The 23,355-nt window shown below is 66.0% G+C and carries 21 protein-coding genes; 8 read left to right on the plus strand and 13 right to left on the minus strand.

Annotation, left to right across the window (positions count from 1 at the left end; translation table 11 throughout):
• Window positions 1-87 precede the first annotated feature (87 nt).
• The 4 genes from Q0982_RS05795 to Q0982_RS05810 form a co-directional block, all read right to left on the minus strand.
• Window positions 88-2,337 carry a PAS-domain containing protein gene (locus Q0982_RS05795; RefSeq protein ID WP_299392815.1) on the minus strand — a complete coding sequence of 750 codons (2,250 nt, stop codon included), beginning with the start codon at window positions 2,335-2,337 and terminating at the stop codon, window positions 88-90.
• On the minus strand, window positions 2,334-3,521 hold the full coding sequence (locus Q0982_RS05800) for an FIST N-terminal domain-containing protein (RefSeq protein WP_299392817.1): 1,188 nt from the start codon (window positions 3,519-3,521) through the stop codon (window positions 2,334-2,336). The genes Q0982_RS05795 and Q0982_RS05800 overlap by 4 nt, the downstream gene beginning before the upstream one ends.
• A gap of 45 nt (window positions 3,522-3,566) precedes the next feature.
• Entirely contained in the window at window positions 3,567-4,289 is a 723-nt protein-coding gene (locus Q0982_RS05805) for a response regulator transcription factor (RefSeq protein ID WP_299392819.1), read from the minus strand.
• 162 nt (window positions 4,290-4,451) lie between these two features.
• Complete coding sequence (locus Q0982_RS05810) at window positions 4,452-6,218, minus strand: PQQ-dependent methanol/ethanol family dehydrogenase (RefSeq protein ID WP_299392821.1); 1,767 nt, start codon at window positions 6,216-6,218, stop codon at window positions 4,452-4,454.
• A gap of 286 nt (window positions 6,219-6,504) precedes the next feature.
• On the opposite strand from Q0982_RS05810, the gene Q0982_RS05815 reads away from it, so the two are divergent.
• From Q0982_RS05815 to Q0982_RS05825, 3 genes are read left to right on the plus strand one after another with little or no spacing between them, the layout of a single operon-like run.
• Complete coding sequence (locus Q0982_RS05815; protein ID WP_299392824.1) at window positions 6,505-7,503, plus strand: ABC transporter substrate-binding protein; 999 nt, start codon at window positions 6,505-6,507, stop codon at window positions 7,501-7,503.
• Complete coding sequence (locus Q0982_RS05820) at window positions 7,475-8,251, plus strand: ABC transporter permease (protein ID WP_299392825.1); 777 nt, start codon at window positions 7,475-7,477, stop codon at window positions 8,249-8,251. Before Q0982_RS05815 ends, Q0982_RS05820 begins: the two co-directional genes overlap by 29 nt.
• A 7-nt stretch (window positions 8,252-8,258) precedes the next feature.
• Window positions 8,259-8,897, plus strand: a complete 639-nt coding sequence (locus Q0982_RS05825) for an ATP-binding cassette domain-containing protein (RefSeq protein ID WP_299392827.1) — start codon at window positions 8,259-8,261, stop codon at window positions 8,895-8,897.
• On the opposite strand, the gene Q0982_RS05830 is transcribed toward Q0982_RS05825, so the two are convergent.
• From Q0982_RS05830 to Q0982_RS05855, 6 genes are all read right to left on the minus strand, one after another.
• The gene (locus Q0982_RS05830; RefSeq protein WP_299392830.1) at window positions 8,882-9,442 is read right to left on the minus strand and encodes a sel1 repeat family protein; all 561 of its coding nucleotides are present in this window, start codon (window positions 9,440-9,442) and stop codon (window positions 8,882-8,884) included. The genes Q0982_RS05825 and Q0982_RS05830 overlap by 16 nt on opposite strands.
• A gap of 65 nt (window positions 9,443-9,507) precedes the next feature.
• Window positions 9,508-10,299: an ABC transporter permease gene (locus Q0982_RS05835; protein ID WP_299392833.1), complete on the minus strand. Its 792-nt coding sequence runs from the start codon at window positions 10,297-10,299 to the stop codon at window positions 9,508-9,510.
• Complete coding sequence (locus Q0982_RS05840; protein WP_299392835.1) at window positions 10,296-11,030, minus strand: ABC transporter ATP-binding protein; 735 nt, start codon at window positions 11,028-11,030, stop codon at window positions 10,296-10,298. Before Q0982_RS05840 ends, Q0982_RS05835 begins: the two co-directional genes overlap by 4 nt.
• The gene (locus Q0982_RS05845; protein WP_299392837.1) at window positions 11,030-11,482 is read right to left on the minus strand and encodes a hypothetical protein; all 453 of its coding nucleotides are present in this window, start codon (window positions 11,480-11,482) and stop codon (window positions 11,030-11,032) included. The genes Q0982_RS05840 and Q0982_RS05845 overlap by 1 nt, the downstream gene beginning before the upstream one ends.
• 14 nt (window positions 11,483-11,496) lie before the next feature.
• A complete protein-coding gene (locus Q0982_RS05850) occupies window positions 11,497-12,456 on the minus strand; it encodes a YVTN family beta-propeller repeat protein (protein ID WP_322096960.1) in 960 nt (319 codons plus the stop codon).
• 5 nt (window positions 12,457-12,461) lie between these two features.
• Entirely contained in the window at window positions 12,462-13,652 is a 1,191-nt protein-coding gene (locus Q0982_RS05855; protein WP_299392839.1) for an ABC transporter substrate-binding protein, read from the minus strand.
• 199 nt (window positions 13,653-13,851) lie between these two features.
• Between Q0982_RS05855 and pedF the strand changes: the two genes are divergently transcribed.
• Window positions 13,852-14,562, plus strand: a complete 711-nt coding sequence (pedF, locus tag Q0982_RS05860) for a cytochrome c-550 PedF (RefSeq protein WP_299392841.1) — start codon at window positions 13,852-13,854, stop codon at window positions 14,560-14,562.
• Complete coding sequence (locus Q0982_RS05865) at window positions 14,563-15,462, plus strand: ABC transporter substrate-binding protein (protein WP_299392843.1); 900 nt, start codon at window positions 14,563-14,565, stop codon at window positions 15,460-15,462.
• A gap of 36 nt (window positions 15,463-15,498) precedes the next feature.
• Here Q0982_RS05865 and Q0982_RS05870 read toward each other — a convergent pair whose 3' ends face one another.
• The 3 genes from Q0982_RS05870 to Q0982_RS05880 form a co-directional block, all read right to left on the minus strand.
• Window positions 15,499-16,431, minus strand: coding sequence for an FAD:protein FMN transferase (locus tag Q0982_RS05870; protein ID WP_299392844.1), 933 nt, complete (start codon window positions 16,429-16,431; stop codon window positions 15,499-15,501).
• Window positions 16,428-18,506, minus strand: coding sequence for a 4Fe-4S binding protein (locus Q0982_RS05875; protein ID WP_299392846.1), 2,079 nt, complete (start codon window positions 18,504-18,506; stop codon window positions 16,428-16,430). Before Q0982_RS05875 ends, Q0982_RS05870 begins: the two co-directional genes overlap by 4 nt.
• Window positions 18,507-18,575: 69 nt before the next feature.
• Window positions 18,576-20,117, minus strand: coding sequence for an FGGY-family carbohydrate kinase (locus Q0982_RS05880; RefSeq protein WP_299392848.1), 1,542 nt, complete (start codon window positions 20,115-20,117; stop codon window positions 18,576-18,578).
• A gap of 142 nt (window positions 20,118-20,259) precedes the next feature.
• Between Q0982_RS05880 and Q0982_RS05885 the strand changes: the two genes are divergently transcribed.
• From Q0982_RS05885 to Q0982_RS05895, 3 genes are all read left to right on the plus strand, one after another.
• The gene (locus tag Q0982_RS05885) at window positions 20,260-21,216 is read left to right on the plus strand and encodes a shikimate dehydrogenase (RefSeq protein ID WP_299392849.1); all 957 of its coding nucleotides are present in this window, start codon (window positions 20,260-20,262) and stop codon (window positions 21,214-21,216) included.
• 181 nt (window positions 21,217-21,397) lie between these two features.
• Window positions 21,398-22,324, plus strand: coding sequence for a sugar-binding transcriptional regulator (locus Q0982_RS05890; protein WP_299392851.1), 927 nt, complete (start codon window positions 21,398-21,400; stop codon window positions 22,322-22,324).
• A 53-nt stretch (window positions 22,325-22,377) separates the two neighbouring features.
• Window positions 22,378-23,355: ABC transporter substrate-binding protein (locus Q0982_RS05895; RefSeq protein WP_299392853.1), on the plus strand; the 978-nt coding region annotated here is incomplete at its 3' end.

Below are 23,355 nucleotides of genomic sequence, written 5' to 3' on the forward strand. Positions count from 1 at the left end.
GCACGGCCCGGCGTTGCTGGGAATGAGCGAGATCAAATCGGTTTGGAGGGCACAGGAGCCCTGGGTTGAGAGCCTTGGAGCCGGCGCCTACTCGGCCGCGTCCTGCCCCGGATCGCCGCGGAGCCCCGGGACCGGGGGCGAACCAAGCGCCTGAAGAAGCTGGCGCAGTTCGGCCGGTTTGATCGGCTTGTTGAGGTAGCCGATCCCTTTTGTGTCACAGCTCCTGCGCAGCTCTTCGGAGCGGTTGGCAGTTATGAGAGCGGCCGGCAGCTTGCCGAACTCGGCACGCAACGCGTCGATTGCATCGAGCCCGCTCTCCCCGCGATCCAACTGGTAGTCGACGAGCAGAATGTCCGGCGCCACGCCGACCTCCCTCAGGAGCGCCAGTGCCTCGGCCTGATCGCGGACATCGAAGACGCTGACACCCCAGGTTTCCAGCAGGGTCGCCATCGCCCAGCGCACGTCCTTGTCGTTCTCGATCACCAGCGCGATGACATGGGCGCCGGCCTGTTCGCCCGACGCCTCCGGCGTCTGCGCCGCTTCCGATCGCGCGGGACCGTAGCTTCTGGGCAGTGTCACCGTGAATCCGGTCCCCGCGCCAAGCTGCGAGTGCATCTGCAGAGGGTGATCCAGCAGGGCGCAGGCCCGCTCCACGATGGCCAGCCCCAGGCCCACGCCCTCCCCGGCGTGGCCGGCCGGTTCCAGGCGCTGGAATTCCTTGAAGATCGTCTCCCGCTTGTCCTCGGGAATGCCGGGCCCCGTGTCCCAGACCTCGACCCTGAGGTCATTGCCCTGACGGCGCGCGCCGACCAGCACCTTGCCGAAGACCGTGTATCGGATCGCATTGGCGATCAGATTCTGCAGGACCCGGCGCAGATAGGAGGGATCGCTCTTCACCACCGCATCGCAGCCGACCACCCGCAGATCGAGACCCTTCTTGCGGGCCAGCGGCTGAAACTCGTCGCGCAGCGGGGCCAGGACCTGGTTCATCGGGAAGGTGGAAAGCTCCACCGAGGCCTGGCCGGAATCCAGCTTGGAGATATCCAGCAGGGCCGCCAGGATCGACTCGACGCTGTTCAGCGCGCTCTCGATCCGCTGGGTCACGACGAGCGGCTCTTCGTCGAGGTCCATGTTGGCAAGGGAGGATAGGAACAGCTTGGCCGCCGACAGCGGCTGCAGCAGGTCATGGCTTGCGGCGGCGACGAAACGCGACTTCGAGGCGTTGGCGCGCTCCGCCACCTCCAGCGCGTCCTTCAGCGCCAGGGTCCGGTCGAGAACCCGCTGCTCCAGCGTTTCGTTCACCGCGGAGAGGGCCGCAATGGCCTCGCGCTCGCCGGTCACGTCGGTAAAGCTGATGACGAAACCCTTGTCGGGCATCTCCTGGCCGAAGACATCCAGATGCGTCTTCTCCTGCCGCGTTACCTCCAGCGACAGCGGCGACCGGCTGCCTTGCTGGTGCACCCAGTCGCGCACCTTGCGCAGGGACTGCCCCTTCGCGAAGGTCAGGTCGCGGCCGAAATGCTCAAGCAGGCGGTCGAAGCTGGTGCCCACCCGCAGCAGATGCATCGGCGGGTTGAGAAGGGCCGCCAGGCGCCGGTTCCAGCCGACGAGGCGGTGCTGGCCGTCAAAGATGCAGATACCCTGGTTGATGTGCTCCAGCGTGGCGCGGATAAGACGGGCCTGATCATCCAGTAGCTTCTCGCGCTCCTGGCGCTCCAGGCGGATCATGTCCGTTACGTCGGTCTGCAGGATCGCCGTCCCCTGGTCCGGCGTGCGGTGCTCGCTGACCTGTACCCAGCGGTCGCCGGTGATCCTGACGTTGAAGTTTACGTGGTTTTCCTTGTGCTTCTGCTTGCGTTTCTCCGCCCAGCTTTCGGCGGTCTCGCCCTCCGGCAGGGCCAGATGGGCGCTCTGGCTGACAAGCTGCACGTAGCGCTGAAACGTCAGCCCGGGCGCGAGCTGGGCACGGATGTCCGGCATGTGCATACCGAAGCGGCTGTTGCACATCACCATCACATCGCCTGCGTTGAACAGAGCAAAGCCTTCCTGCACCGCCTCGAGTGCGTTCGACAGGTCGCGGCGGGCGCGCTCCGCCGCACGGTTGGCGCGCGAAAGCTCGGCGTTCGACTGGTTGAGCAACCCCAGGGTCTGTTCAAGATCCCAGGTCCTTGCCTGAACCTCCTCTTCCAGCATCAGGGCACGCTGGAAGTGGGCATAGGCTGCGCCGCTGTCATCGATTGCCTGCTCGACCCGCCGCATCAGGACCGAGGTGATCTTCAACAGCTTCCTGTTCTGCTGTTCCAGGCTGTCGGCAGGATCGATGAAGGGTGCGGTCACGGCGCCTTCTTCCCACCGGGCGGCGCGTAGATGGCGATTCCTGTCATGGTCTGGTTGACATGGACCGAGTTGAGCTGTTCGCCGTAGGTGCTGAAGCCGACCACCTTGTTGGCCGAGAGGATGCCGGAGAGCGCCCGGATGGCCTGTTTCTGCTCCGCCTCCACGCGCCTCAGGATGCAGTCGCAGGCAATGATCGCCTGGGGGCGGCTGCGCAGCGCGAGATCGCCGAGCGCGGCATCCAGGTCGCGGGCGATGTCCCGCGGATCGGCAAGCGTCAGCACCAGGCCCTCGTCGATCGCGGAAAAGAACGTCAGATCGCCATTGGGCTCGACCTTCTGGATCGCCCGCACGTGATGCTTGCCGCCGACCTTCACCACCACGGGATGGGCGGCGAAGATAAAGGGCGAGAGCTGCTCGGGGTCCATGCCGAGGAGCCGGGCATACTCGCGTGCCGCCGGTTCACCGTTGATCTCCCGCACGACACGGCGCTCCGGGTCCGCCTCGGTGACCACCATCTTGCGCTCGGTCGGCGTCAGGTGATCGAAGTTGAAGACCTTGATGGCGCAGTCCGTGCGGATCAGTGCCAGAACGGCGGCGTCGCGATGGACCCGGCCCTCGTGAATCACGAAGGTCTGCTTGAAGTCCAGGCCGTCACCGGCAGAGCCGCCGAACAGCGGCGTCGGCCCCAGCGCGGTGCTGAGTGCGGACACCAGTTGATCCTCCAGCAGGGAAAGACCGTCGACCATGAGAAAGGCGAACTCGGAGGTCCATTGCGGCGCCACGCGCGCCAGCTCGCCCCGCAGTTTCACCGTGGAGCGGACCACATCCTTGCGCAGCATTGCCTTGAGGTCGGCAACGAACTGAATCAGCGCAACGAAGTGGCTCTTGGGAAAGCCCACGGCGACGATCTCGCCCTCCGTGTAGCCGCGCGGCGAGATCTCCCCGGCCGTAGAGCAGCCGATCACCGGGGTGGCGCCGAAGACCGCCGCTGCCTCCGCTGCAATGGCCGGCAAATCGCCGCTGGGCGAGACAAAGAGGACCACAAGGCTCAGGTCCTCGTCGCCCATCTCCCGGACAAGCGTTGCCAGTGCTTCGCGCGGATGCTGGGCCGGCGCATGGGCGGTTTTCACGACGACGCCCGGCACAAGCGTCTCGCCCGCCGACGGCAGGACCGGTGCGTCCATATGACCTCCCCAGAAAACGTTCTTCGTTTCTTCTTTGGGGGTAGGTTAGGTGACCTTGTTGTTGTCCTGCAAGAGCTTTGCGAAATGCGCGTTCTGCGCCAGCAAAACCGCCTGAGTCCGGCTTTGCACACCCAGTTTTCGCAAAATCGCCGTCACATGGGCTTTCACCGTAGTCTCGGCGATCGAAAGATCGAAGGCGATTTGCTTGTTTAGCTTTCCCTCACAGACGCACTGAAGAATGCGTGCCTGCTGCGGCGTCAACTGGGTCAGGCGCTGAATTGCATCTTCCTCGGCAGAAAGCGGCGCGGCCGCGTCCCGCTCAATAGGAACGAAGCCCTCCGGCAGGTAGACCTTGCCGGACCAGATCTCGGAGAAGGCGCGCAGAAAAACGTCGCGCTGACTGTGCTTTGGCACGAAGCCGGAGGCGCCAGCCTGAATGGCCGAGTCGACGATGCGGTTCTCCGCAAGCGAAGATACAACGATGATCGGCACCGCCGCTGCGGCGGTCTTCAGGCGCACCAGACCGTCGAGCCCGTTGACATCGGGAAGATTGAGATCGAGCAGCACGACATCGGGCACCAGCCCGTCACGGATCAGGGCGATGGCATCTTCCAGCCGCTCCGCCGTCACGACCTTGCCGACCCGGATCGCCGACTTCAGGGTCATGGAAAGGGCTTCGCAGAACAGCGGGTGATCATCGACAACCAGCGCCGTGGCGAGGCTGATGACCTCTGGCTGTTCCGCTTGCGTGGTCGACATGGCCGCCATGATGGTCTTGGCTCCCGCTGCTCGCCGTCACCTGCTCCTGGAATTAAGGGTAACGCAAGCCGCTGGGGTGCGATACCCGACTAAAGACCTAGACCCGAACACACAGAAAAACAAAGGGGGCGCAGCCGAAAGGCCGCGCCCCCGTTAACCAAGGCCCGCTCCTCAGTTGGAGGAGGCCAGCTGCTTGGGCACCTTGAAGACCCAGACCAGGCCACCCTGGTTGAGATAGTTGACCTTCTTGGCAACCTCGCCGCCCCACAGCGGAACCGCGCCGCCCCAGCCGGAGACCACGGCGACAAACTGCTCGCCGTCCATCTCCCAGGTGATCGGTTGGCCGACGACGCCGGAGCCGGTCTGGAACGACCAGAGCTCCTCACCGGTCTCGTCGTTAAAAGCCTTCAGATGACCCTCCGGCGTGCCTGCGAAAACGAGGCCGCCGGCGGTCGTCATCACCCCACTCCACAGCGGTGCGTTGTTCTTGTACTCCCACTTCACCTCGCCGGTCAGGGGATCGATCGCCTTCAACGATCCGATGTAGTCCTCGAACAGCGGCTTGATGGTGAAGCCGGCACCGAGGTAGGCCGCGCCCTTCTTGTAGGAAATCGGCTCATTCCAGATGTCCATGCCCCACTCGTTCGACGGAACATAGAACAGCCCGGTCTTCTGGCTGTAGGCCATGGGCATCCAGTTCTTCCCGCCTAGGAAGGAAGGGATCGAGAACACGTTCTCGCCCTTCGCGCCATCGGCCGCTGCCGCTGGATCGCCAGGGCGATTGTCCTCGGCAAAGATGGGGCGCCCGTTCTCGTCGATGCCCTCCGCCCAGGTGATATCTTTCACGAAGGGGAAGGCGTCGACGAAGGCGCCGTCCTCGCGGTTCAGCACATAGAAGAAGCCGTTGCGGTCCGCAGTAGCGAAACGCTTGTTGCCGTTGGCGTCTTCGAAGGGAATCACCTCGTTGACGCCATCGAAGTCCCAGCCTTCGCGCGGCGTGGTCTGAAAGTGCCACTTGATCTCGCCGTTGGCAGGGTCGATGCCCAGACGCGAAGCGGCATAGAGGTTGTCGCCCGAATTGTCCGGTTTGGGTTCGCCCGCATCGCGCAAATGGCTGTTCCAGGGCGCCGGGTTGCCGGTCCCGAAGACAAGGGTGTCGGTTTCGGCATCGTAGCTGCCGCCGAGCCAGGTGGCCCCGCCGCCGGTCTTCCACATGTCGCCCGGCCAGGTCGCATTGAGGGTGCCCGTCATGGTCGACTCCTCGCCCTTGAAGGTGCCCATGTGCCCTTCGATGACCGGTCGCGTCCAGACCATGTCGCCGGTTTCGGCATCGCGGGCCTGGACCTCGCCGACGACACCGAACTCGCCGCCCGAATTGCCGGTGATGATCAGGCCGTCCACGATCAGCGGCGCGGCGGTGTAGGAGTATCCGGCCTTGTAATCGGCGATCTTCTTGCGCCAGACCACGTCACCGGTCTTGCGGTCGAGCGCGACGATGCGGGCGTCCAGCGTTCCGAAGTAAACCTTGTCGCCATAGATCGCCGCGCCGCGGTTGACCACGTCACAGCAGGGAAGAATGCCTTCCGGCAGGCGGGCATCGTACTGCCAGATCTCCTCTCCGGTCTTGACGTCGACGGCGTAGATCCGGGAATACGACCCGGTCACATACATGACACCGTCGTAGATCAGCGGCTGGCTTTCCTGGCCGCGCTGCTTCTCCCCACCGAAGGAAAAGGCCCAGGCAGGCACCAGGTTCTTGACGTTGGATGTATTGATGATGTCCAGCGGGCTGTACCGCTGAAGATGGCGCCCCATGCCGTTGGTGACGATCTGCGTCGTGACCGCCTGGTCGTTCTGCAGGTCATCTTCCGTCACCTGTGCCTGCGCCAGGCCGGACGCGAGCACCCCGGCGGTCACTACAAGCAAGAACCGATGCATGTCTTTCCTCCCTCGCCGCGTTCGCCACGGCCGATTCCGAAGTCGCCGGCTGCAGCCGGCCTTCCGTGCACTCTGGAGTATCTCTTGGCCGGCTGCGGCTTGAAAATTGCACCATGGTCGTAGCCGAAACGGCCGGCACAAAGCCCAGAACAGAACCCGGAACAAAACCCGGAACAAAACCCGGAACAAAACGATGTGCTGCCTTGGTCGTATTCCAAGTTTCCGCGGAAGCTGTAGTCTGTGGCTCTAAGAGACAAAAGGGGTCGTAAACCAGGGAGGTAGCGCCATGAGGCTTGCCGTCGTAGGGCCAAGCCGGTCGTTGGCGGTTGTACTGGCCGCAGCACTGGCGGTGCTCCTCGCCGCCGCCGATGCGCTGGCCGAAATGCCGGCTTTGCGGATCTCGGTGCTGAAGTTCGGCACCGTCAACTGGGAACTGGACACGATCACCCATCATGGCCTCGACCGGGCAAACGGCTTTGCGCTGGAGGTCGAAGGCGTAGCCGGTGGGGCGGCCGCCAAGGTGGCCTTCCAGGGCGGCGAAGCCGACGTCATCGTCTCCGACTGGATCTGGGTGGCCCGCCAGCGTGCGGCCGGCAGGGACTACGTCTTCATTCCCTACTCCAAGGCCGTCGGCGGCATCGTGGTGCCCGCCGACAGCCCGGCCCGGACCCTGGTCGATCTCAAGGGCCAGAAGATCGGCGTGGCCGGCGGCCCCCTGGACAAAAGCTGGATCATTCTGCGCGCCCTGGCCGAACAGGCCCATGGCATCGACCTGGAAAAGGAGACGGAGCAGGTTTTCGGCGCGCCGCCGCTGATCTTCAAGTCCGCGCTCGGCGGCGAACTGGGCGGGGCCATCAACTACTGGCACTTCATGGCCAAGATGGAGGCCGCGGGCATGCGGCGCCTGATCTCGGTGGCCGAGGCGGCGGAAGACCTGGGGCTCGACCCGGAAACCCCGCTGCTCGGCTACGTGGTGAAGGGTGAGATGCTGCGCGACAGGCCGCAGCTCGTCTCCGGCCTCGCAGCGGCATCGCGCAGCGCCAAGGCCCTGCTCGCCGAAGACGATGCGGAGTGGGAGCGCCTGCGCCCACGCATGAAAGCCGCCTCCGACGCCCAGTTCGACGCCCTCAAGGCGGGCTTCCGCGCCGGCATCCCTGCACCGGGCCCGGTTGACGAGGACTCGGCGGCGGCCCTGCTGGCGCTGATGTCGCGCCTGGGCGGCAGCGATCTTGTGGGGTTGGCAAGCGACCTACCCGATGGGCTCTTTGTCGAAGCCGGAAGCTGACACCCGGCACCCCTGGGTTCCTTTGCTCTCGCTCGCCGGGCTGCTGGCGGGCTGGTCGCTTCTGGCGCTGGCCGGCGGCGATCCCGCGTTGCTGCCGGCACCCTGGCAGGTCGCGCCCCTGGCGGTTCGAGAACTGGCCTCCGGCGAGTTGCTGCGGCACCTGGGCGCCACCCTTGCACGGGTGGTGCTGGCCTTTGTTGTCGCCATGTCCATCGGCAGCGCCATCGGTATGTTCATGGGCCGCAGCCGCCGCGCCGACCGCTGGCTGGACCCCTGGCTGATCTTCTTTTTGAACCTGCCCGCCCTCGTCACCATCGTGCTCTGCTACCTCTGGATCGGGCTGAACGAGGCCGCCGCGATCCTGGCGGTGGCGCTGAACAAGATTCCGACGGTGGTGGTGACGATCCGCGAGGGCGCACGGGCGTTTGACCCGGCGCTGGAGGACATGGCGCGGGTGTTCCGGATGGATCGTGGCGCCCGGCTCAGGCACGTTGTCGTTCCACAGCTTGCGCCCTTCTTCGCCTCCGCCGGCCGCTCCGGCATATCGCTCATCTGGAAGATCGTCCTGGTGGTCGAGTTTCTGGGGCGCGGCAACGGCGTCGGCTTCCAGATCCACCTCTATTTCCAACTCTTCGACGTCGGGATGATCCTGGTCTATGCGCTCAGCTTCATCGCCGTCATGCTGGCGATCGAAACCTTCGTCCTGCGCCCCTGGGAGGCCCGGGCGGCCCGCTGGCGCCGGATGTGACCGGATCATGATCTCCGTCGCGATCACCGAAAAGCACTACCCGGGCGCCGCTGTGCTGGGACCGGTCGCCTTCGATCTGGAGCCGCCGGAAACCCTGGCCGTGACCGGGCCTTCCGGCATCGGCAAGACCACCCTGCTGCGGATCATCGCCGGCCTCGACAAGGACTTCGACGGCCGCGTCCGCCGGCCCGAGCGTCTGGCCATGGTCTTTCAGGAACCGACCCTGCTGCCGTGGCGCAGCGCGCGCGACAACATCTGCCTGACCACCGGCGCCGGGCCCGAAAAGGCGGACAGCCTGCTGGCTGAGGTGGGGCTGGCGGGGATGGGCGAGCGTTTTCCGACCCAGCTCTCGCTTGGCCAGCAACGGCGTTTGGCATTGGCCCGCGCGTTCGCGGCGGAACCGGATCTGCTGCTGATGGACGAGCCCTTCGTCTCGCTTGACCCGGCCCTGACCGGGGAAATGCTGGAGCTGACCGAACGTCTGCTGGCCGCGCGGCCGGTCGCGACGATCTTCGTCACCCACTCGCAGATGGAGGCCGAGCGCCTGGCCAGCCGCATCGTCCGGCTGGAAGGCATGCCGGCCACGATTGCGGTGGACGCGCGCAACGGCGCCGGTTCCCAAAACCGGGATCAGAACAGGACCTGATACTTCCAGTTGTCGGCGTCAGGCGTGACCTCGTCGAGATCATAGCCCGCATCCTGCAGACGCTTTGCCACCTTGAGACCCGCTGCAGCCGCCTGATCGACGTAGCTGCGGCCGAGGGCCAGATCCTGATCGACGCCGCGCCCGCGCATCAGATCGAGGCCGTAGTTGAACTGCCCCACCGGGTCCCCCGTCTCGGCCGCGCGCCGGTCCCAGGCGGCCGCGGCCTCCGGGTTCTCCGGCGCACCGAGGCCGTTGTCGTCGAGCTGCGCCATCCAGGTCATGGCGCCGGTATAGCCCGCTTCGGCACAGCGCTCGAAGAGCTGCCGCGCCATGGCATGGCGCCCCGACTTGGTGATGAAGTAGCCCTGGGCGCAGGTCACCATGTCGACCTCGCCCCGCAGCGCCTTTTGCATAACGGTGTTGAGGGACATTTCCTCGGGATTCAGGGTCCCGTGCTCGTGGGTCCCGTGATCGAGGGTCCCCCCCTCGGCCTGCGCCAGGCCCGGCAGCAGGCAGAGGCACCCGACCAGCAGCAGCTTTCTCATGGCGCCTGCTCCTCTCGTCGCAAGGCAGTATAGCGGGAACCGGCGGCGAGAGCGACCGCGTTGCCCTAGCCCTTTCGTCGGATGAGCCCGCGCGCCGGGTCGTATCCCCAGAGCGCCAGGGCCATGAAGACGGTCAGCGCGAGCAGCGTCCAGCCCAGGGCCGGGCCGTTCACCTCTGCGTAGAGGGCAAAGCGGATCAGTTCGACCGCATGGGTAAAGGGGTTCACGGCGCAGATGTCGCGCAGCAGCACGGAGCTCTCCGCCATCCGCCAGAGCGGATAGAGCGCCGACGACAGAAAAAACATGGGGAAGATGACGAAGTTCATCACCCCGGCGAAATTCTCCAACTGACGGATGATGGAGGACAGCGCCAGGCCGAGCGCACCCAGGGTGAGCCCGCTGATCACAAGGGCCGGCAGCGCCAGCAGGTAGCCGGCCCAGGGCAGAACGATGCCGAAGGCCGCTGCGATGGCGAGAAAGGCGTAGACCTGGAAGATGGAGATGGTGACGCCCGCCAGCAGCTTGCAGAACAGCAGCCACCAGCGCGGCATGGGGCTGGTCAGCAGCAGACGCATCGATCCCATTTCCCGGTCGTAGACCAGACTGAGAGAGCTCTGCATGCCGTTGAACAGCTGGATCATGCCGCAGAGCCCGGGCACGATGTAGACCTCGTAGGTGATGTAGGTCTCATAGGGCGGCGTGATGGAGAGCCCCAGGGCCGCGCGGAAGCCGGCAGCGAAAACCAGCAGCCAGACCAGCGGGCGCACCAGGGCCGCAACGAAGCGGCCGCGCTGGCCGACGAAGCGCAGCGACTCCCGCTCCAGGATGGCATAGAGGCAGATGATATAGGCGTTCACGAGGCTTCCGCCGCGGTCATCGAAAGAAACGCATCGGCCAGGGGCCTGTCTCCAGCGACCTCGGCGGCGGTTCCCTCCGCCAGAATACGCCCGCGGTGCAGAACGAGAAGCTGGTCCTGCGGCTTCACCTCGTCGACGAGATGGGTCGCCCAGAGCACCGTCAGGCCGTCCTCTTCGCAGAGCCGATGCACATAGTCGGTGATCGCCCGGCGGCTGGCCGCATCCAGGCCCACCGTCGGCTCGTCCAGCAGGATGACCTCAGGGTCATGGATCAGGCAGCGCGCGATTTCGGTGCGCCGCCGGTGGCCGCCGTTCAGTTCCCGCGCGCGCTCCCCGGCCCGCTCGCGCATATCCAGGCGCTCCAGGGCAGCGTCGATCCGCTGGGCGGCGGCGCGCCCGGTGAGACCGTGCAGGGCGGCAAAGTAAGTCAGGTTCCGCCGCACGGTCAGTTCGAGATCGAGGGTCGGCTGCTGAAAGACAATGCCGATCCGCGCCAGCGCCGCCCGCGGGGTCCTGGCCAGATCGATCCCGGCGATCTCGATCCGGCCCTCGGGACTGACGAAAAGCCGGGTCAGCAGGGCAAAGAGCGTCGACTTGCCGGCCCCGTTCGGCCCCAACAGGGCACAGAAGCGGTGCCGGGCAACGGAGAAGCTGACGTCCTGCAGCGCCTCCTTGCTGCCATAGGAATAGCTGACGTGGGAAACCCTCAGCCCGCTGTCAGCTTCCGGCATCACTGGATGATGATGTCGACCCGCTGGTTCTCGCCGGTCGACCCGGGGATCTTCAGTTCATAGCGCCCGGGCTTGATGGCGACAAAGCCGATCTCCATGGTGCCGGCCTCGTCGAATTCCACGCTGTCGAGCCCGAGCGGACGGATCTCCAGCCCTTCGATGACGATCTCGTCGATCCAGATGGCGCGGAAGAACTCCGCCCCGGCCAGCGCCAGCTCGGCCGAGCCGTCGGCTTCGATCTCGATCTCGTAGTAGGTGCCGGACTTCAGCATCAGCGGGCCGTCCGCGATGGGTTCGCCGGCTGCCAGGGTCAGGCTCGGCAGGTCCGCCTTGTTGGAGCCGGACAGCAGTCCCGCCAGGCCGAACCTGTTCTCTTCGCCGCCGTGCTGGTCCGCGATGGCGGCCGATGGCAGTGCAACGGCCATGGCCAGTGCGATCAGAAGTCCCCTCATTGTGCTTTCCTCCCTCAGGGTCTTGCCGCCGCGCCCCAAGGGAAGCGGCCGACTTTTATGGTCTTGATGGGCTCCAGGGCGGCAACGTCGATGACCGTGACATCGCCGGAGACACCGTTGGTCGTGAACAGCAGCGAGCGGTCGGGCGAAAAGTCCATGTGCCAGACACGCCGGCCGACCAGAATGTACTTCTCCACCTCAAAGGTTTCGGCATTTACCACCGCCACATGGTTCGAAGGACCGAGGGCAACGAAAGCCCGCTTCTCATCCGCCGTGAACTCGAAGCCGACCGGCTGCACGCGATCCTCATGAACGCCCTGCACCTCGAAGCGGATCTTCGCGACCTCCGATTGGTCGGCGACGTTGAAGACAGTGATCGTGCCGCCGATCTCGGAACTCACCCAGAGCTCGCCGCCTTCCTTGATGAACTCGGCATGGCGCGGGCGCGAGTCCACCAGCGTGTTGGCGAAGATCGACTTGCTTTCGGTATCGATCCAATGCGCCATGTTGGTCGTCTCGGAGGTGGTGATGACGATCTTGCCGTCCGGCGAGACCGCCATGCCTTCCGGTTCAATGCCGACGTTGATCTGGGCGATCACTTTACGGGTTTCGGTGTCGACAACGGTGGTCACCGCATCGTCTTCGTTGGCGATGTAGAGGTGCCGGTCGTTGGGATGGAGGACGAACTGTTCCGGATCCTCCCCAGACGGCAGGTCATGCAGGATCTCGCCGGTCTCCGGATCCATCACCTGCACCGTGTCGCTGTCGGAAGCGCAGATGTAGAGCCGGCTGTAGTCCTGGGAAAAGGTGATCCCGCGCGGGCGCTCCCCGGTGGGAATGGTACGCACGACTTCCAGCGTCTCCACGTCGATGACGCTGATGGTGTCGTCCTTCTCGTTGCTGACCCAGATTTCAGCAGCGCCGGCAGGCGCGGCGAGAGTTAACAGACTGGCTGCCAGGATCGTTCTCATCATTGCGGTCACTCCCCAAAAGCACGGCAGGCGGATTCCGGCGCGTCGAGGCCGAGGGTATCCAGTTCACTGCGCTGGTGCAGAAAGCCTTCCAGCGGCGCCAGGGCGACGAGGGCGCGCGGATGCACCAGCGGCACCGGCTGGCGCAGCTGGCCGTTCCAGGTGCGAAAGCTCATCGGGCGGCCCTTGAAGCCGGCAAGCTCGAAGGCATCGGACAGAATGTAGTCGCGCAGAGCGTCGGCTTCCGCCACGCCGGTGCGGGTCACGGCCTCGCCGATGCTGCGCACCGCCGCCCAGGCAGCGTAGTCTTCGGAGAACATCCGGCGCTCGGCCATGTCTTCGAAGCGGTTCTGAAGCTGAGCGGCCCCCCACTGCTCGACGACAGAGGACCAGGCGCGCGGCGCAACGCCTTCGGACCCCGCGACCGGCCGAGGCTCCCAAGTGTTGTAGAGAATGTACCGGCCGAAGTCGCCCAGTTCGTCGGCCACCACCAGGACATCATGGTCGCCCAGCGTCTGCGTAAAAAGCGGCACTTCCTGCGCAGCGTTGCGGCGCATGTCGGCGTCGAACACCCATTGCCGCTCGCTGCTGATCGAGAGACCGAATTTCCGCGCCGAAGTCCTCAGGGCCTCGGCAAAAGCGGTATCGCCGGGGTAGCTGCCCTCGACCAGCGCCCAGTCGCTCCAGCGCTTCTTGCTCATGAGCTGCGCCAAAGCATCGGCGCGCATGCCGTAGCTGACGATGGTGTGAAACAGGTTGGGCCGGCAGTCGGCGTCGCGCAGGCGGCCGTCCTGGGCCGAGGCGTTGAACACAAGGGCGCCGGCTGCCTCGGGCAGGTCGGCCAGGGCGGTCAGACTCTCGGCCGGTGCCTTCACGACCAGCAAGCTGCTGTCCGCCAGGGCGGCCCGGCCCGCAGCAAGAAAGTCCTCCCCAGGCGGAACGGTGACAACGGTCAGGCTGTAGTCGTGGCCGAGAAAGCTTCCGGTCGTGGCGTTGTCTTTGACACCAAGTTCGGCACCGGCCAGGCCCAGATCCTCCGGCAGAGGATCGAGGTTCGACAAGGTGGGCGGCAGGTCGACCTGCTGCTCCAGGTAAGCGATCCTGACCGCTACCTTGATCTGCCCCGAAGCAGGGGCCACAGTCGCCAGGACTGCAAAGGCTGTGACCGCAATCAGTGCGGAACGGAAACGCCTCTGCATCGATTTCCTCCCTTTTTCTTGAAACGGTACCAGCAGACCCCCGGGCCTCGAATAAGACGATGGTCTTACGCCCGGACTGTCTAGAACACCCCGTGTAGGTCTGCGATCCGGGGTGGACTTAGACCGAAAGTCCAATATGGAGCGGTTCAAGGGCTGTGCTACGACTCACCAAAAGCAGGAAAGCTCTGGGAGCATGGACATGCCATCTTTGCCATCACGACGCTGGATCAAGGGGACCCTTCTCGGCCTGTCGACACTGGCCGCTGCAACGATGGTTTACGCGCACGGCGACGTCGCGCCACAGCCGGTCAACACCGACGCTCTGCCTGATGTCGGCGAGGAGTGGCTGATCGAGAACCCCTATCGAGATGTCGAGAAAGAGGTCTGGCAGGCGGCGATCGACATCGGTGCCTCCGGATACAACCAAAACTGCGCGCGCTGCCACGGTCTCGGCGCGGTCTCCGGCGGCCTGGCTCCGGACCTGCGCTATCTGGAAGCAGAAGAGTACGGCGACGAGTGGTACATGGAGCGCTTCCGCAACGGCTACACGCAGAACGGCATCACCAAGATGCCTGCGTTCGGAGATCTGCTCGGCCAGAAGGCGGCCTGGGCCATTCGCACCTATATCGAAACCCGGCCGGATGAAGGGGCGCTGGACCCCTTCAGCGGCCGGTTGAAGGAGATCCGCGACCAGCTTCAGACCTGGGCGGCCGAGGAAAAGAGCGATCCGGGTGCCATCGATGCCGTGCGGCAGGAGCTGACCGAGATTGCTTCCGAGGTGGAGACCGGATCCGGCGCGCCGATTGCCGACAGTGTCGCCTTCCGCGCCGCCCGCATGCTCGACGGCTCCGCGGAAAGCTTCAAGACCGCCGCAGATACGCTGACGATCGGTCTCTCGGCCGCGCAGTAGATGATCAAGTCCGCCGCCGGCCTCTGCGCTGCGGTGCTGGCCCTGCTGGCCGCAAGCGCAACCGCCCAAGCCCGCTGCGAAGGCTTTGTGCCCGGACCAAAGCCGCAGAACGCGAGCCGCGATATCGTCGGCCAGGACCTCGATCAGATCCAGGAGCGCGGTTTCATCGAGTTCGCGGTCTACGAAGACTTTGCGCCCTACTCCTGGGAGGAAAAGGGCCGGCCGCGCGGTGTCGACATCGAGCTCGGCCGCATCATCGCCGAGGCCCTGGAGGTTGAGCCGCGCTTCAACTTCGTGGCTGCCGGCGAAAACGTCGATGCGGACCTGCGCAACTACGTCTGGAAGGGCCCCATCGTCGGCGGACGGGTGAGCAACGTGATGATTCACGTACCCTACGACAGCGATCTGAGCTGCCGCACGGAGCAGGTCGTGCTGACCGGTCAGTACTTCAACGAAAAGATCGCCATCGCGTTCCGCCGCGATGCCTATCCGGAAGACCCGCCGGTTCCGGCCTACTTCCGCTTCGATCTCGTCGGGGTGGAGAACGACACCATTGCCGACTTCTATCTCTCCAGCTTTGCCGGCGGCCAACTCCGGGCCAACGTCCGGCGCTATACGACACCGGAAGAGGCCATGGCGGCCCTGGCACAGGGCGAAGTGAAAGCGGTAATGGGCCCGAAGTCCCAGCTGGAGCACGGGCTGACAGCGGATCTGGACATCCACATGCCGCCGCTTCTGGGCTTTTCGACCAGCGAGTGGACGTTGGGTGTTGCCGTCAATCACCGTTACCGTCCGCTGGCCTACGCCGTGGGCGACGCCGTGCGGGCTGCCTTCGAGAACGGGCGCCTGCAGACGGTCTTCGAGGACTACGGCCTCTCCTACACGCCGGCGGAGTGGTAAGCGGGGCCTTGCGGGCTTTGTCTGGACCAGCGTTGCCTAGACCAGCGTTGCCACGTCGCCGTCGCGATCCACAAGCACGATGCGCTTCAACGCCGCGTTCGCCGCCAGGACAGTTTGGACAGCCGGGGCGTCCAGCAGGCAGAGTGCCGTCGAGAAGGCGTCGGCCAGCGCCGCGCTTTCCGCCTCGACGCTGACCGTCGACCACGACGCTTCGCGCAGGGGAAAGCCCGGGTCAAGAATGTGACCCAGGCCGCCGCCCCCGAACACGAGCGCCGCGGGGCTTGAGGTGGCCATGGCACCCCGTTCCAGGGAACGGGTCGTGACAAGACCCTGATCCGGGTCGGCGATACCGATCCGCCAGGACCCGGCACCGGCCCGAAACTCCCCGATGTTCACCAGGGTCTCCTCGAAACCGAAGCGGGCGAGCGCCCCGGCGACCCGGTCCGTCGCAAAGCCCTGGGCGATCCCGTTGAAGGTCAGCGCCATCCCCGGCCGGGTCAACCGCACCGCGGTGCGGCCATAGACCACACCGTCCCAGCCAACCCGCACCTGCGCTTCCTCCAGAACATCGCGTGGCGGCGCACCGCGATGGTTGGCCATGGCCCGCCAGAGCGGTTGGACGCTCGGATCGAAAAGACCGCCGGTTGCCGCGTGAACCCTGCTGCAGAGATCCAGCAGGGCGTGGAAATCGGGCGCGGGATCGTCGAGCCGGCCGTCGCGGTTGAGGCGCGCAAGGTCCGAGGCCGGATCGTAGAGACTGAAGAGACGCTCGATGCGCCGCAGTTCCGTTCTGGCCGCCTGCAGGGCGGGGCCGGCAGCCTCCTCGGGCCCGTGCAGAGTGATTTCCGCCTCCGCCCCGAGCGCGATCCCGCGCCAACGCGTGGTGGTTTTCGCGCGGGCCGGTCCGGCGACGGCGCAGCTCGCAGCGATCGCGAGAAAGCGGCGCCGCGATAGCCCTGGCCGGGTCATGCTGCCCCCCGCTTGCGGTTGGCAAGGACCAGCGGGACGCACTGCGCCGCATCGTCGTGGATCTGCACGCAGTCCAGGCATTGAAAGCATTCGGCGTACTGGATTTCCCCGGTCTTGGCGATGGCGCCGTACTTGCAGCGCACGCGGCAAAGTTGGCAGGGGCTGCCGCAGTCCTCGCGCCGGGCGATCCAGTCGCGGCCGCGCAGCAGTCCGCCGATGGCCATGACGGCCCCCAGCGGACAGACATAACGGCAGAACCCCTTGAAGAGGAAGAGCCCCAGCACAAGCCAGAAGGCGGCATAGATGACGTAGTACCATTCCCGCACGAAGTAGACCGTGATCGCGGTCTTGAAGGGCTCGACCTCCGCGAAGGTATCGACCATTGACGGAGCCACAAAGACCGATAGAACGAGGCCCGCCAGCAGCACGTACTTCAGCGCCTTGAGGCGCTGGTCCCAAAGGGCGCTGGGTTCGATCTGGCGCAGGCCGAGCTTCGTGCCGATATGATGGGCGAACTCCTGAAGCGCGCCGAAGGGGCAGAGCCAGCCGCAGAAGAGTCCGCGCCCCCAGAGCACGAAGCTGACGATCACCACCGCCCAAATGACCAGCGAGAAGGGATCGTAGAGCAGGAAGGCGAAGCTGCCGCCGTCGAAGGCCGTCCGGATCACCGCCAGAACGGTGACAATGGAGAGCTGACCCTGGCCCCACCAGCCCACAAACCCCGTCATGGCGGCCAGGACGCAGAGGCGCAGCGGTGTGAAGGCGGGAAGTGCCGCAAAGCTGTTCATGCGCAGGCCGAGAACGGCGACCAGGGCGGCCAGGAACACGGAGAGCACGACGAGATCGGAAGCGCGGTTGCGCAGCGCCTCGACCCAGGGCGCTACCGGCTCAATGACCCCCGGGCGGGTGAAGAACCGCTCGTCGGTCTGATGCGCCGCCGCCAGCTTTATCGTCCCCACCTGCGGCTGAAAGGACCCGTGTTCGCGCACCGCAAGGACGTTCAGCGTCCACTCCCGCGTCGGATCGAAACCCAACCTGCGGTCGGTGCGCAGGATCATGGCCGTGCCCTCGGGCACGCCGTCGCGAAGCTCTACGAAGAGGTCGGCGTCTCGCAGCGCCACTGGCAGGCCGTCCTGCTCCGCCGACATCCAGTCAGGACTGGTGTTGCGCACGAAGTCCTCGGACACCAGGCCGTGGCGGCCAGCGTCGATGACCAGGATCGGCTCGTCGTTCGGCGACAGGGTCAGGAAATCCTGCAGCTCGGCGAAGCTGTCCTCATCCAGGACAGCCCGGGCGATCGCCGGGGGCCCCAGGTCGGCCACCCAGAGATCGAGATAGGCACCGTGCGGGTCGTCCAACGCCTCCGGGTCGTCATCCGCCCAGACGGTTCCGGCAAAGGCCTGCTGCACCTCGCCGTTGGTGAAGAGGCGCCGGGTCACCAGTCCCTCGTCCACCAGATCCTGCCAGGTCAGGGCCTCATCATAGTCGGGGTCGGGGTGCGCCGGCGGCCCCTTTGCCAAGCCCTGCATCTTCTCCCGGGCCACCGCCAGGGTGGCGGCCAGGATGCTTTCGTGGGCGATGCGCACGCTGGCCGTCGCCTTGGTGACGCCGTCGAGGTAGACCAGCGAGGAAGCCCCGTCGTCGCGCCCATAGGGAACGCCGACCACCAGGGTCGAGGAGATCGAATGGCCGCGGTATTGCTCGAAGAACCTGCGGAAAGGCGCCTCGCCGAGACCGGAGACGAAAATCGGCTCGTTGTGTTCGATCAGCCGGGCGTCGATAAAGCGGCCCTCCAGGTCGAGGGTTATCAGCACGTTGATCGGGGCGCCCGAAAAGCCGGGCAGCGGCGCCAGGGGCTGGGTCTCGAAAACATAGCCGGCCTCGGCTCCGCCCGAGTTCAGCAACGACCAGACGCCCTGGTCGTTGAGCGCTTCGCCGAGGGAAAAGGGCGGCATGATGAGCGCGGCCAGTTCGTCACGCTCCAGCGCAGCGGCGCCACTGCCCAGCGGCAGGACCACCGCCAGGAGCGCCAAGGCAAAGCGACAGAAGCGCGGAAGGCCGATCCACCCCATCATGCAAGTCTAGGGAGGCCGCAGGGCCGCGAAAACCCTACGAAGGTCGCAAGGCCCGGCCCGGGTAGCGCATCAGCAATTCCTTGATTGCCGGTCTTCGACCAACTGTTCGATGTCTCCGTCCAGCGCGTCCAGACAACCATAAAGGCCGACGGAGGCATCGAAGATCTGGTCGAAGACCGGCGCCATGCGGTCGTAGCGCTCGGACCAGGCGGGGTCGGGTAAGACCTCCTTCTCGAAGCGGACCATGCGGGCCACGGCGGCCTTGAGGTCCGGCGCGTCGCCGCTGGCCACCGCCATCATGCAGGCAGCGCCGACAACCCCGCACTCCAACTCCTCGGGGATCAGATAGGGCGTTCCCAGCATGCTTGCCTTGATGGCCACCCAGAGTGCGGACTTGGCACCGCCGCCGGCCGCGACAAAGCGCTCCGGCCGCTCGCCGCCGCCCTGCAGCATGGCGAGCTTGCGGCGCACCGCGAAAGCCACGCCCTCCAGCACCGCGCGGTGCAGCTCGGGCAGGCCGTGGGCCGCCGTCAGGCCGAAGAACTGGGCGCGGGCGTTGACGGCGGCACCGAAGCGCTCGCCCGAGAGATAGGGCAGGAAGAACAAGGCCTTCGCGCCACAGCCGGCACGCTCGGCCGCCGCCGTGACCTCGTCGTAGCTGAGGGCATTCCCGTGAAAGGCGCGCCGGGCCCAGCGCACCGCATCGCCCCCGGCATCGAGAAGCGCAAAGCTGGCCCAGTGCCCTTCCACCGTCGCCACGTTGGAGACCTGCGGGTCGATGACCGGTGCCTTGTGCAGCACGGAGACGATGGTCGAGGTTCCGGTCACATCGGAGGCCATGCCGGGCTCGGCGACGCCAGAGCCGAGCAGCGCGACCGGATAGTCGCCACCGCCGACCAGCACAGGGATGCCGGCGGTAAGCCCTGTCTCCCGAGCCGCGGCCTCGCTGAGCGGCCCGAGAACATCGTGGGTCGCCTTGATCCCCGGCAGCAGATCACGCCGCAGCCCTGTCATTTCCAAAAGCGGCTCGGACCATGCGCCGGAACGCGCATCCATGAGGAAACTCATGGAGGCCTCGGTCACGTCCCACGCCCGCTCTCCCGTGAGACGGTAGCCGATGTAGTCCTTCGGCATCAGGACCGCGGCGGCCTCGTCGTAGGCCTGCGGGTCGTTCTCGGCGATCCAGCGCAGCTTGAAGGCCGGCCAGGCGGGGGTCGCCAAGTTCGCGGTGGCCGTCAGGTAGCGTTCCGGTGTATGGGCGGCGGCAAAGGCGTCGACCTGGGGCGCCGTGCGCTTGTCGTTCCACAGCAGCGCGGTATCGCGGGTGAGCCGCCCCTCCGCGTCGATCAGCACCGACCCGTGCATCTGCCCGCAGGCACAGATCGCGGCAATACGGCCGGCTGCCCCCTCGACCTCGCCGACCACGGCACGGAGTGTCGCCGTGACACCGTCCCACCAGTCCGCCGGGCGCTGTTCCGACCAGCCATAGTGCGGAACGATCTGCTCGTGCTCCTGATGGCTGAAGGCAAGGATCCTGCCCTGCCGGTCGACCAGGGCCGAACGGATGCCGCCGGTCCCCACGTCGATGGCCAGATAGAGATCGCGCGCCATTCAGAATTCCGCCTCAAGCGGCGACGATGATAGGAGATTGCACCGACTCATCCGGTAAGCATAGCGCCTGTTGCGCCCGGATGCCTCGAAGATGTGGCCGCGCTGCCGTACCATGGCCGATCAGAGGACGAGAGGAGACAGCATGACCTTCACGCCTGCGGAGCAGCCGACGCTCTACTTCATCGGCGTCACCACCGGGCAAAGCTCCATCATGCGCGTCTTCCCGGCCTGGGCATCGCACCTCGGGCTGAAGGATACCCGCATCCAAGGCATGGACTTCGCCCTGCATACGGAGCGCGAGGCCTATCGGCGCGCCGTCACCTTCATCAAGGACGATCCGCTGTCCTGCGGTGCGCTGGTGACGACCCACAAGCTGGATCTCTTCGCCGCCTGCCGGGATCTCTTCGAGATCATCGATCCCCTGGCAGCGCTGACGGCGGAGACCAGTTGCCTCTCCAAAAAGAACGGCGCCCTCGCCTGCCACGCCAAGGATCCCCTCACGGCCGGGCTGGCCATCGACGGCTTCCTGCCGCCGCAACACTTCGCGGACACGGGGGGCGCCCTCTTCTGCATGGGGGCCGGCGGCGCCAGCATCGCCATCACCTGGCACCTGCTCCAGCCGTCGCGCGGCGCCGACCGCCCATCGAAAATCGTGGTGTCGGACCGCAGTGAGGAACGGCTTCATCATATCCGCACCATTCACCAGACCATGGGCGCCGACATCCCGGTCGACTATGTGACCGCCTCGGGCCCAGCGGAAAACGATGCCGTGCTGGCCGGCATGCCGCCCGCGTCCCTGGTGATCAACGCCACAGGCCTGGGAAAGGATGCACCGGGCTCGCCGCTCGGCGACGGCGCCCGCTTCCCCGAGCGCGCCATCGCCTGGGACCTCAATTACCGCGGCGACCTCGTTTTCCTCGACCAGGCGCGCGGTCAGGCCGGAGACGCCGGCCTTCAGGTCGAGGACGGCTGGACGTACTTCCTGCACGGCTGGACCCAGGTCATCGCCGAGGTCTTCGGCATCGCCGTCCCGACCTCCGGTCCCGACTTCGAGGCTGTCGGGCGTGTCGCTGCCCAAGCCTCTGGGCGCGCATCTTAGCCTACAAAACCCTCCCGTGAGCCTGCAGAGACCCGCGGTCCTCAACCGTGGTGGGGCACCGCGGCGGTTGACATTCGCGCCGGTTTCGAAAAATATTCCATAACTGAAAATAATTTCAACGAAGGCCGCGATGTCCACGCCGGCACGATTTGGGGGAGCGAACGCCCGTCAGGAGGCGGAGATGGCGGCCCGTGCCGCCTGGCTGCATTTTGTCGGCGGCCTGACCCAGAGCGAGGTCGCCAAGCGCCTCAGCGTCCCCAACACCCGCGCCCATCGCTACATCGCCCGCGCCCAGAGCGAGGGCCTGGTCCGCGTCTTCGTCGACATCGAATCGGCCGACTGCGTCGATCTGGAAACCCGCCTGATGGCGGCCTATGGGCTCTCGCTGTGCCGCGTTGCGATGGACGCCCTGGAACCCGGACCGCTCCCGCTGCGCGCGCTCAGTGCCGTGGGGGCCGACTATCTGATGCAGGTGGTGGCCTCCGGCGCCCACCGTGTGATCGGCATCGGCCATGGCCGCACCATCGCCGCCTCGGTCGACGCCATGGGGCGCACGCCGGGCGAGCGGATCCGCTTCGTGTCGATGCTGGGCGGCCTGACCCGCAGCTACGCGGCCAATCCCTATGACGTGATCCACAACCTGGCCCGCAAGACCAGCGCCGAGGCCTACCTGATGCCGGCGCCGCTTTTCGCCAACTCCGCCGAGGACAAGCGGGTGATGATGGCGCAGTCCGGCCTTGCGGCCACCATGGAGCTGATCGGAGAGGCTTCTCTGGTGATCGCCGGTATCGGCAACACCGAAAGCGCCGACGGCGGCGCCTCTGCCGCGGCCTTGGATCAGCCCGATGCCATCGACGAACTGAACCGCAGAGGCGCCGCAGCCGAGATCCTGGGCCAGTTCCTGACGGCAGACGGCGCGGCGCTGGAAACCTCCTACGACGAGCGGGTGATGGCGCCTGCCCTGGAAAGCCTGCGCGGGCGCGAGGTCGTCGCCATCGCCGGCGGCGAGAGCAAGCTGGCCGCGATTCGCGCCGGCCTGCGCAGCGGCCTGCTCAGCGGATTGATTGTCGACGAGGCGACCGCTCGACGCCTTGTCGAAGAACTGTGAGGCGCAACGACTTCCACAGACCAGCAAAACAAGAGCAAAACGGGAGGAACACAATGTACGAGAAAGAAAAGGATCTCATTGACGCGTTCCGCCGCGGACAGATGAGCCGCCGCAGCCTGATCCGCGCCCTCGGTGTCCTGGGCGTTTCCGCCGGGACCGCCGGGGTCCTTGTGAACATGGTGTCCACCCAGGCCATGGCCGCCGACTTCGACTGGAAGAAGCACGCCGGCACCGGGGTGAAGCTGCTGCTGAACAAGCACCCCTACACCGACGCCATGATCGCCAACCTGGATAACTTCAAGGCCCTGACCGGCATGGAGGTGGCCTATGACATCTTCCCGGAGGACGTCTATTTCGACAAGGTGACGGCCGCCCTCTCCTCGCGCTCCAGCGAATACGACGCCTTCATGACCGGCGCCTACATGACCTGGACCTATGGGCCGGCGGGCTGGATTCCCGACCTCAACGAGTGGATCCAGGACAGCGACAAGACCTCCCCCACCTACAACTGGGAGGACATGCTGGAGGGCGTGCGCAAGTCCTGCGCCTGGAACGGCCGCCCCGGCGGCGAGCTGGGCTCGGACGACGCCAAGCAGTGGTGCATCCCCTGGGGCTACGAGCAGAACAACCTGGCCTACAATGCCGGCATGCTGCAGCAGATCGGCGCTTCGGTGCCCACCAACATGAGCGAGCTGATCGAGGTCGCCGCCAAGGCAACGAAGGACATCGACGGTGTCTACGGCATCGGTGTGCGCGGCTCGCGGAGCTGGGCCACCATCCACCCGGGCTTCCTCTCCGCCTATGCCAACTTCGGCGAGCGGGATCTGAACCTTTCCGGCGACGGCAAGCTTTCGGCGGCGATGAACACCGACAGCTCGAAGGCCTTCCATGCCGACTGGGTGCGCATGATCCAGGAAAGCGGCGCGGCCGATTGGTCGTCCCACACCTGGTATCAGGTCGGCACCGACCTGGGCGCCGGCAAGTCGGCGATGATCTTCGATGCCGACATCCTCGGCTACTTCATGAACGGC

The organism is Pelagibius sp., assembly GCF_028281305.1.
Classification (GTDB): Bacteria; Pseudomonadota; Alphaproteobacteria; order Kiloniellales; family Kiloniellaceae; genus Pelagibius.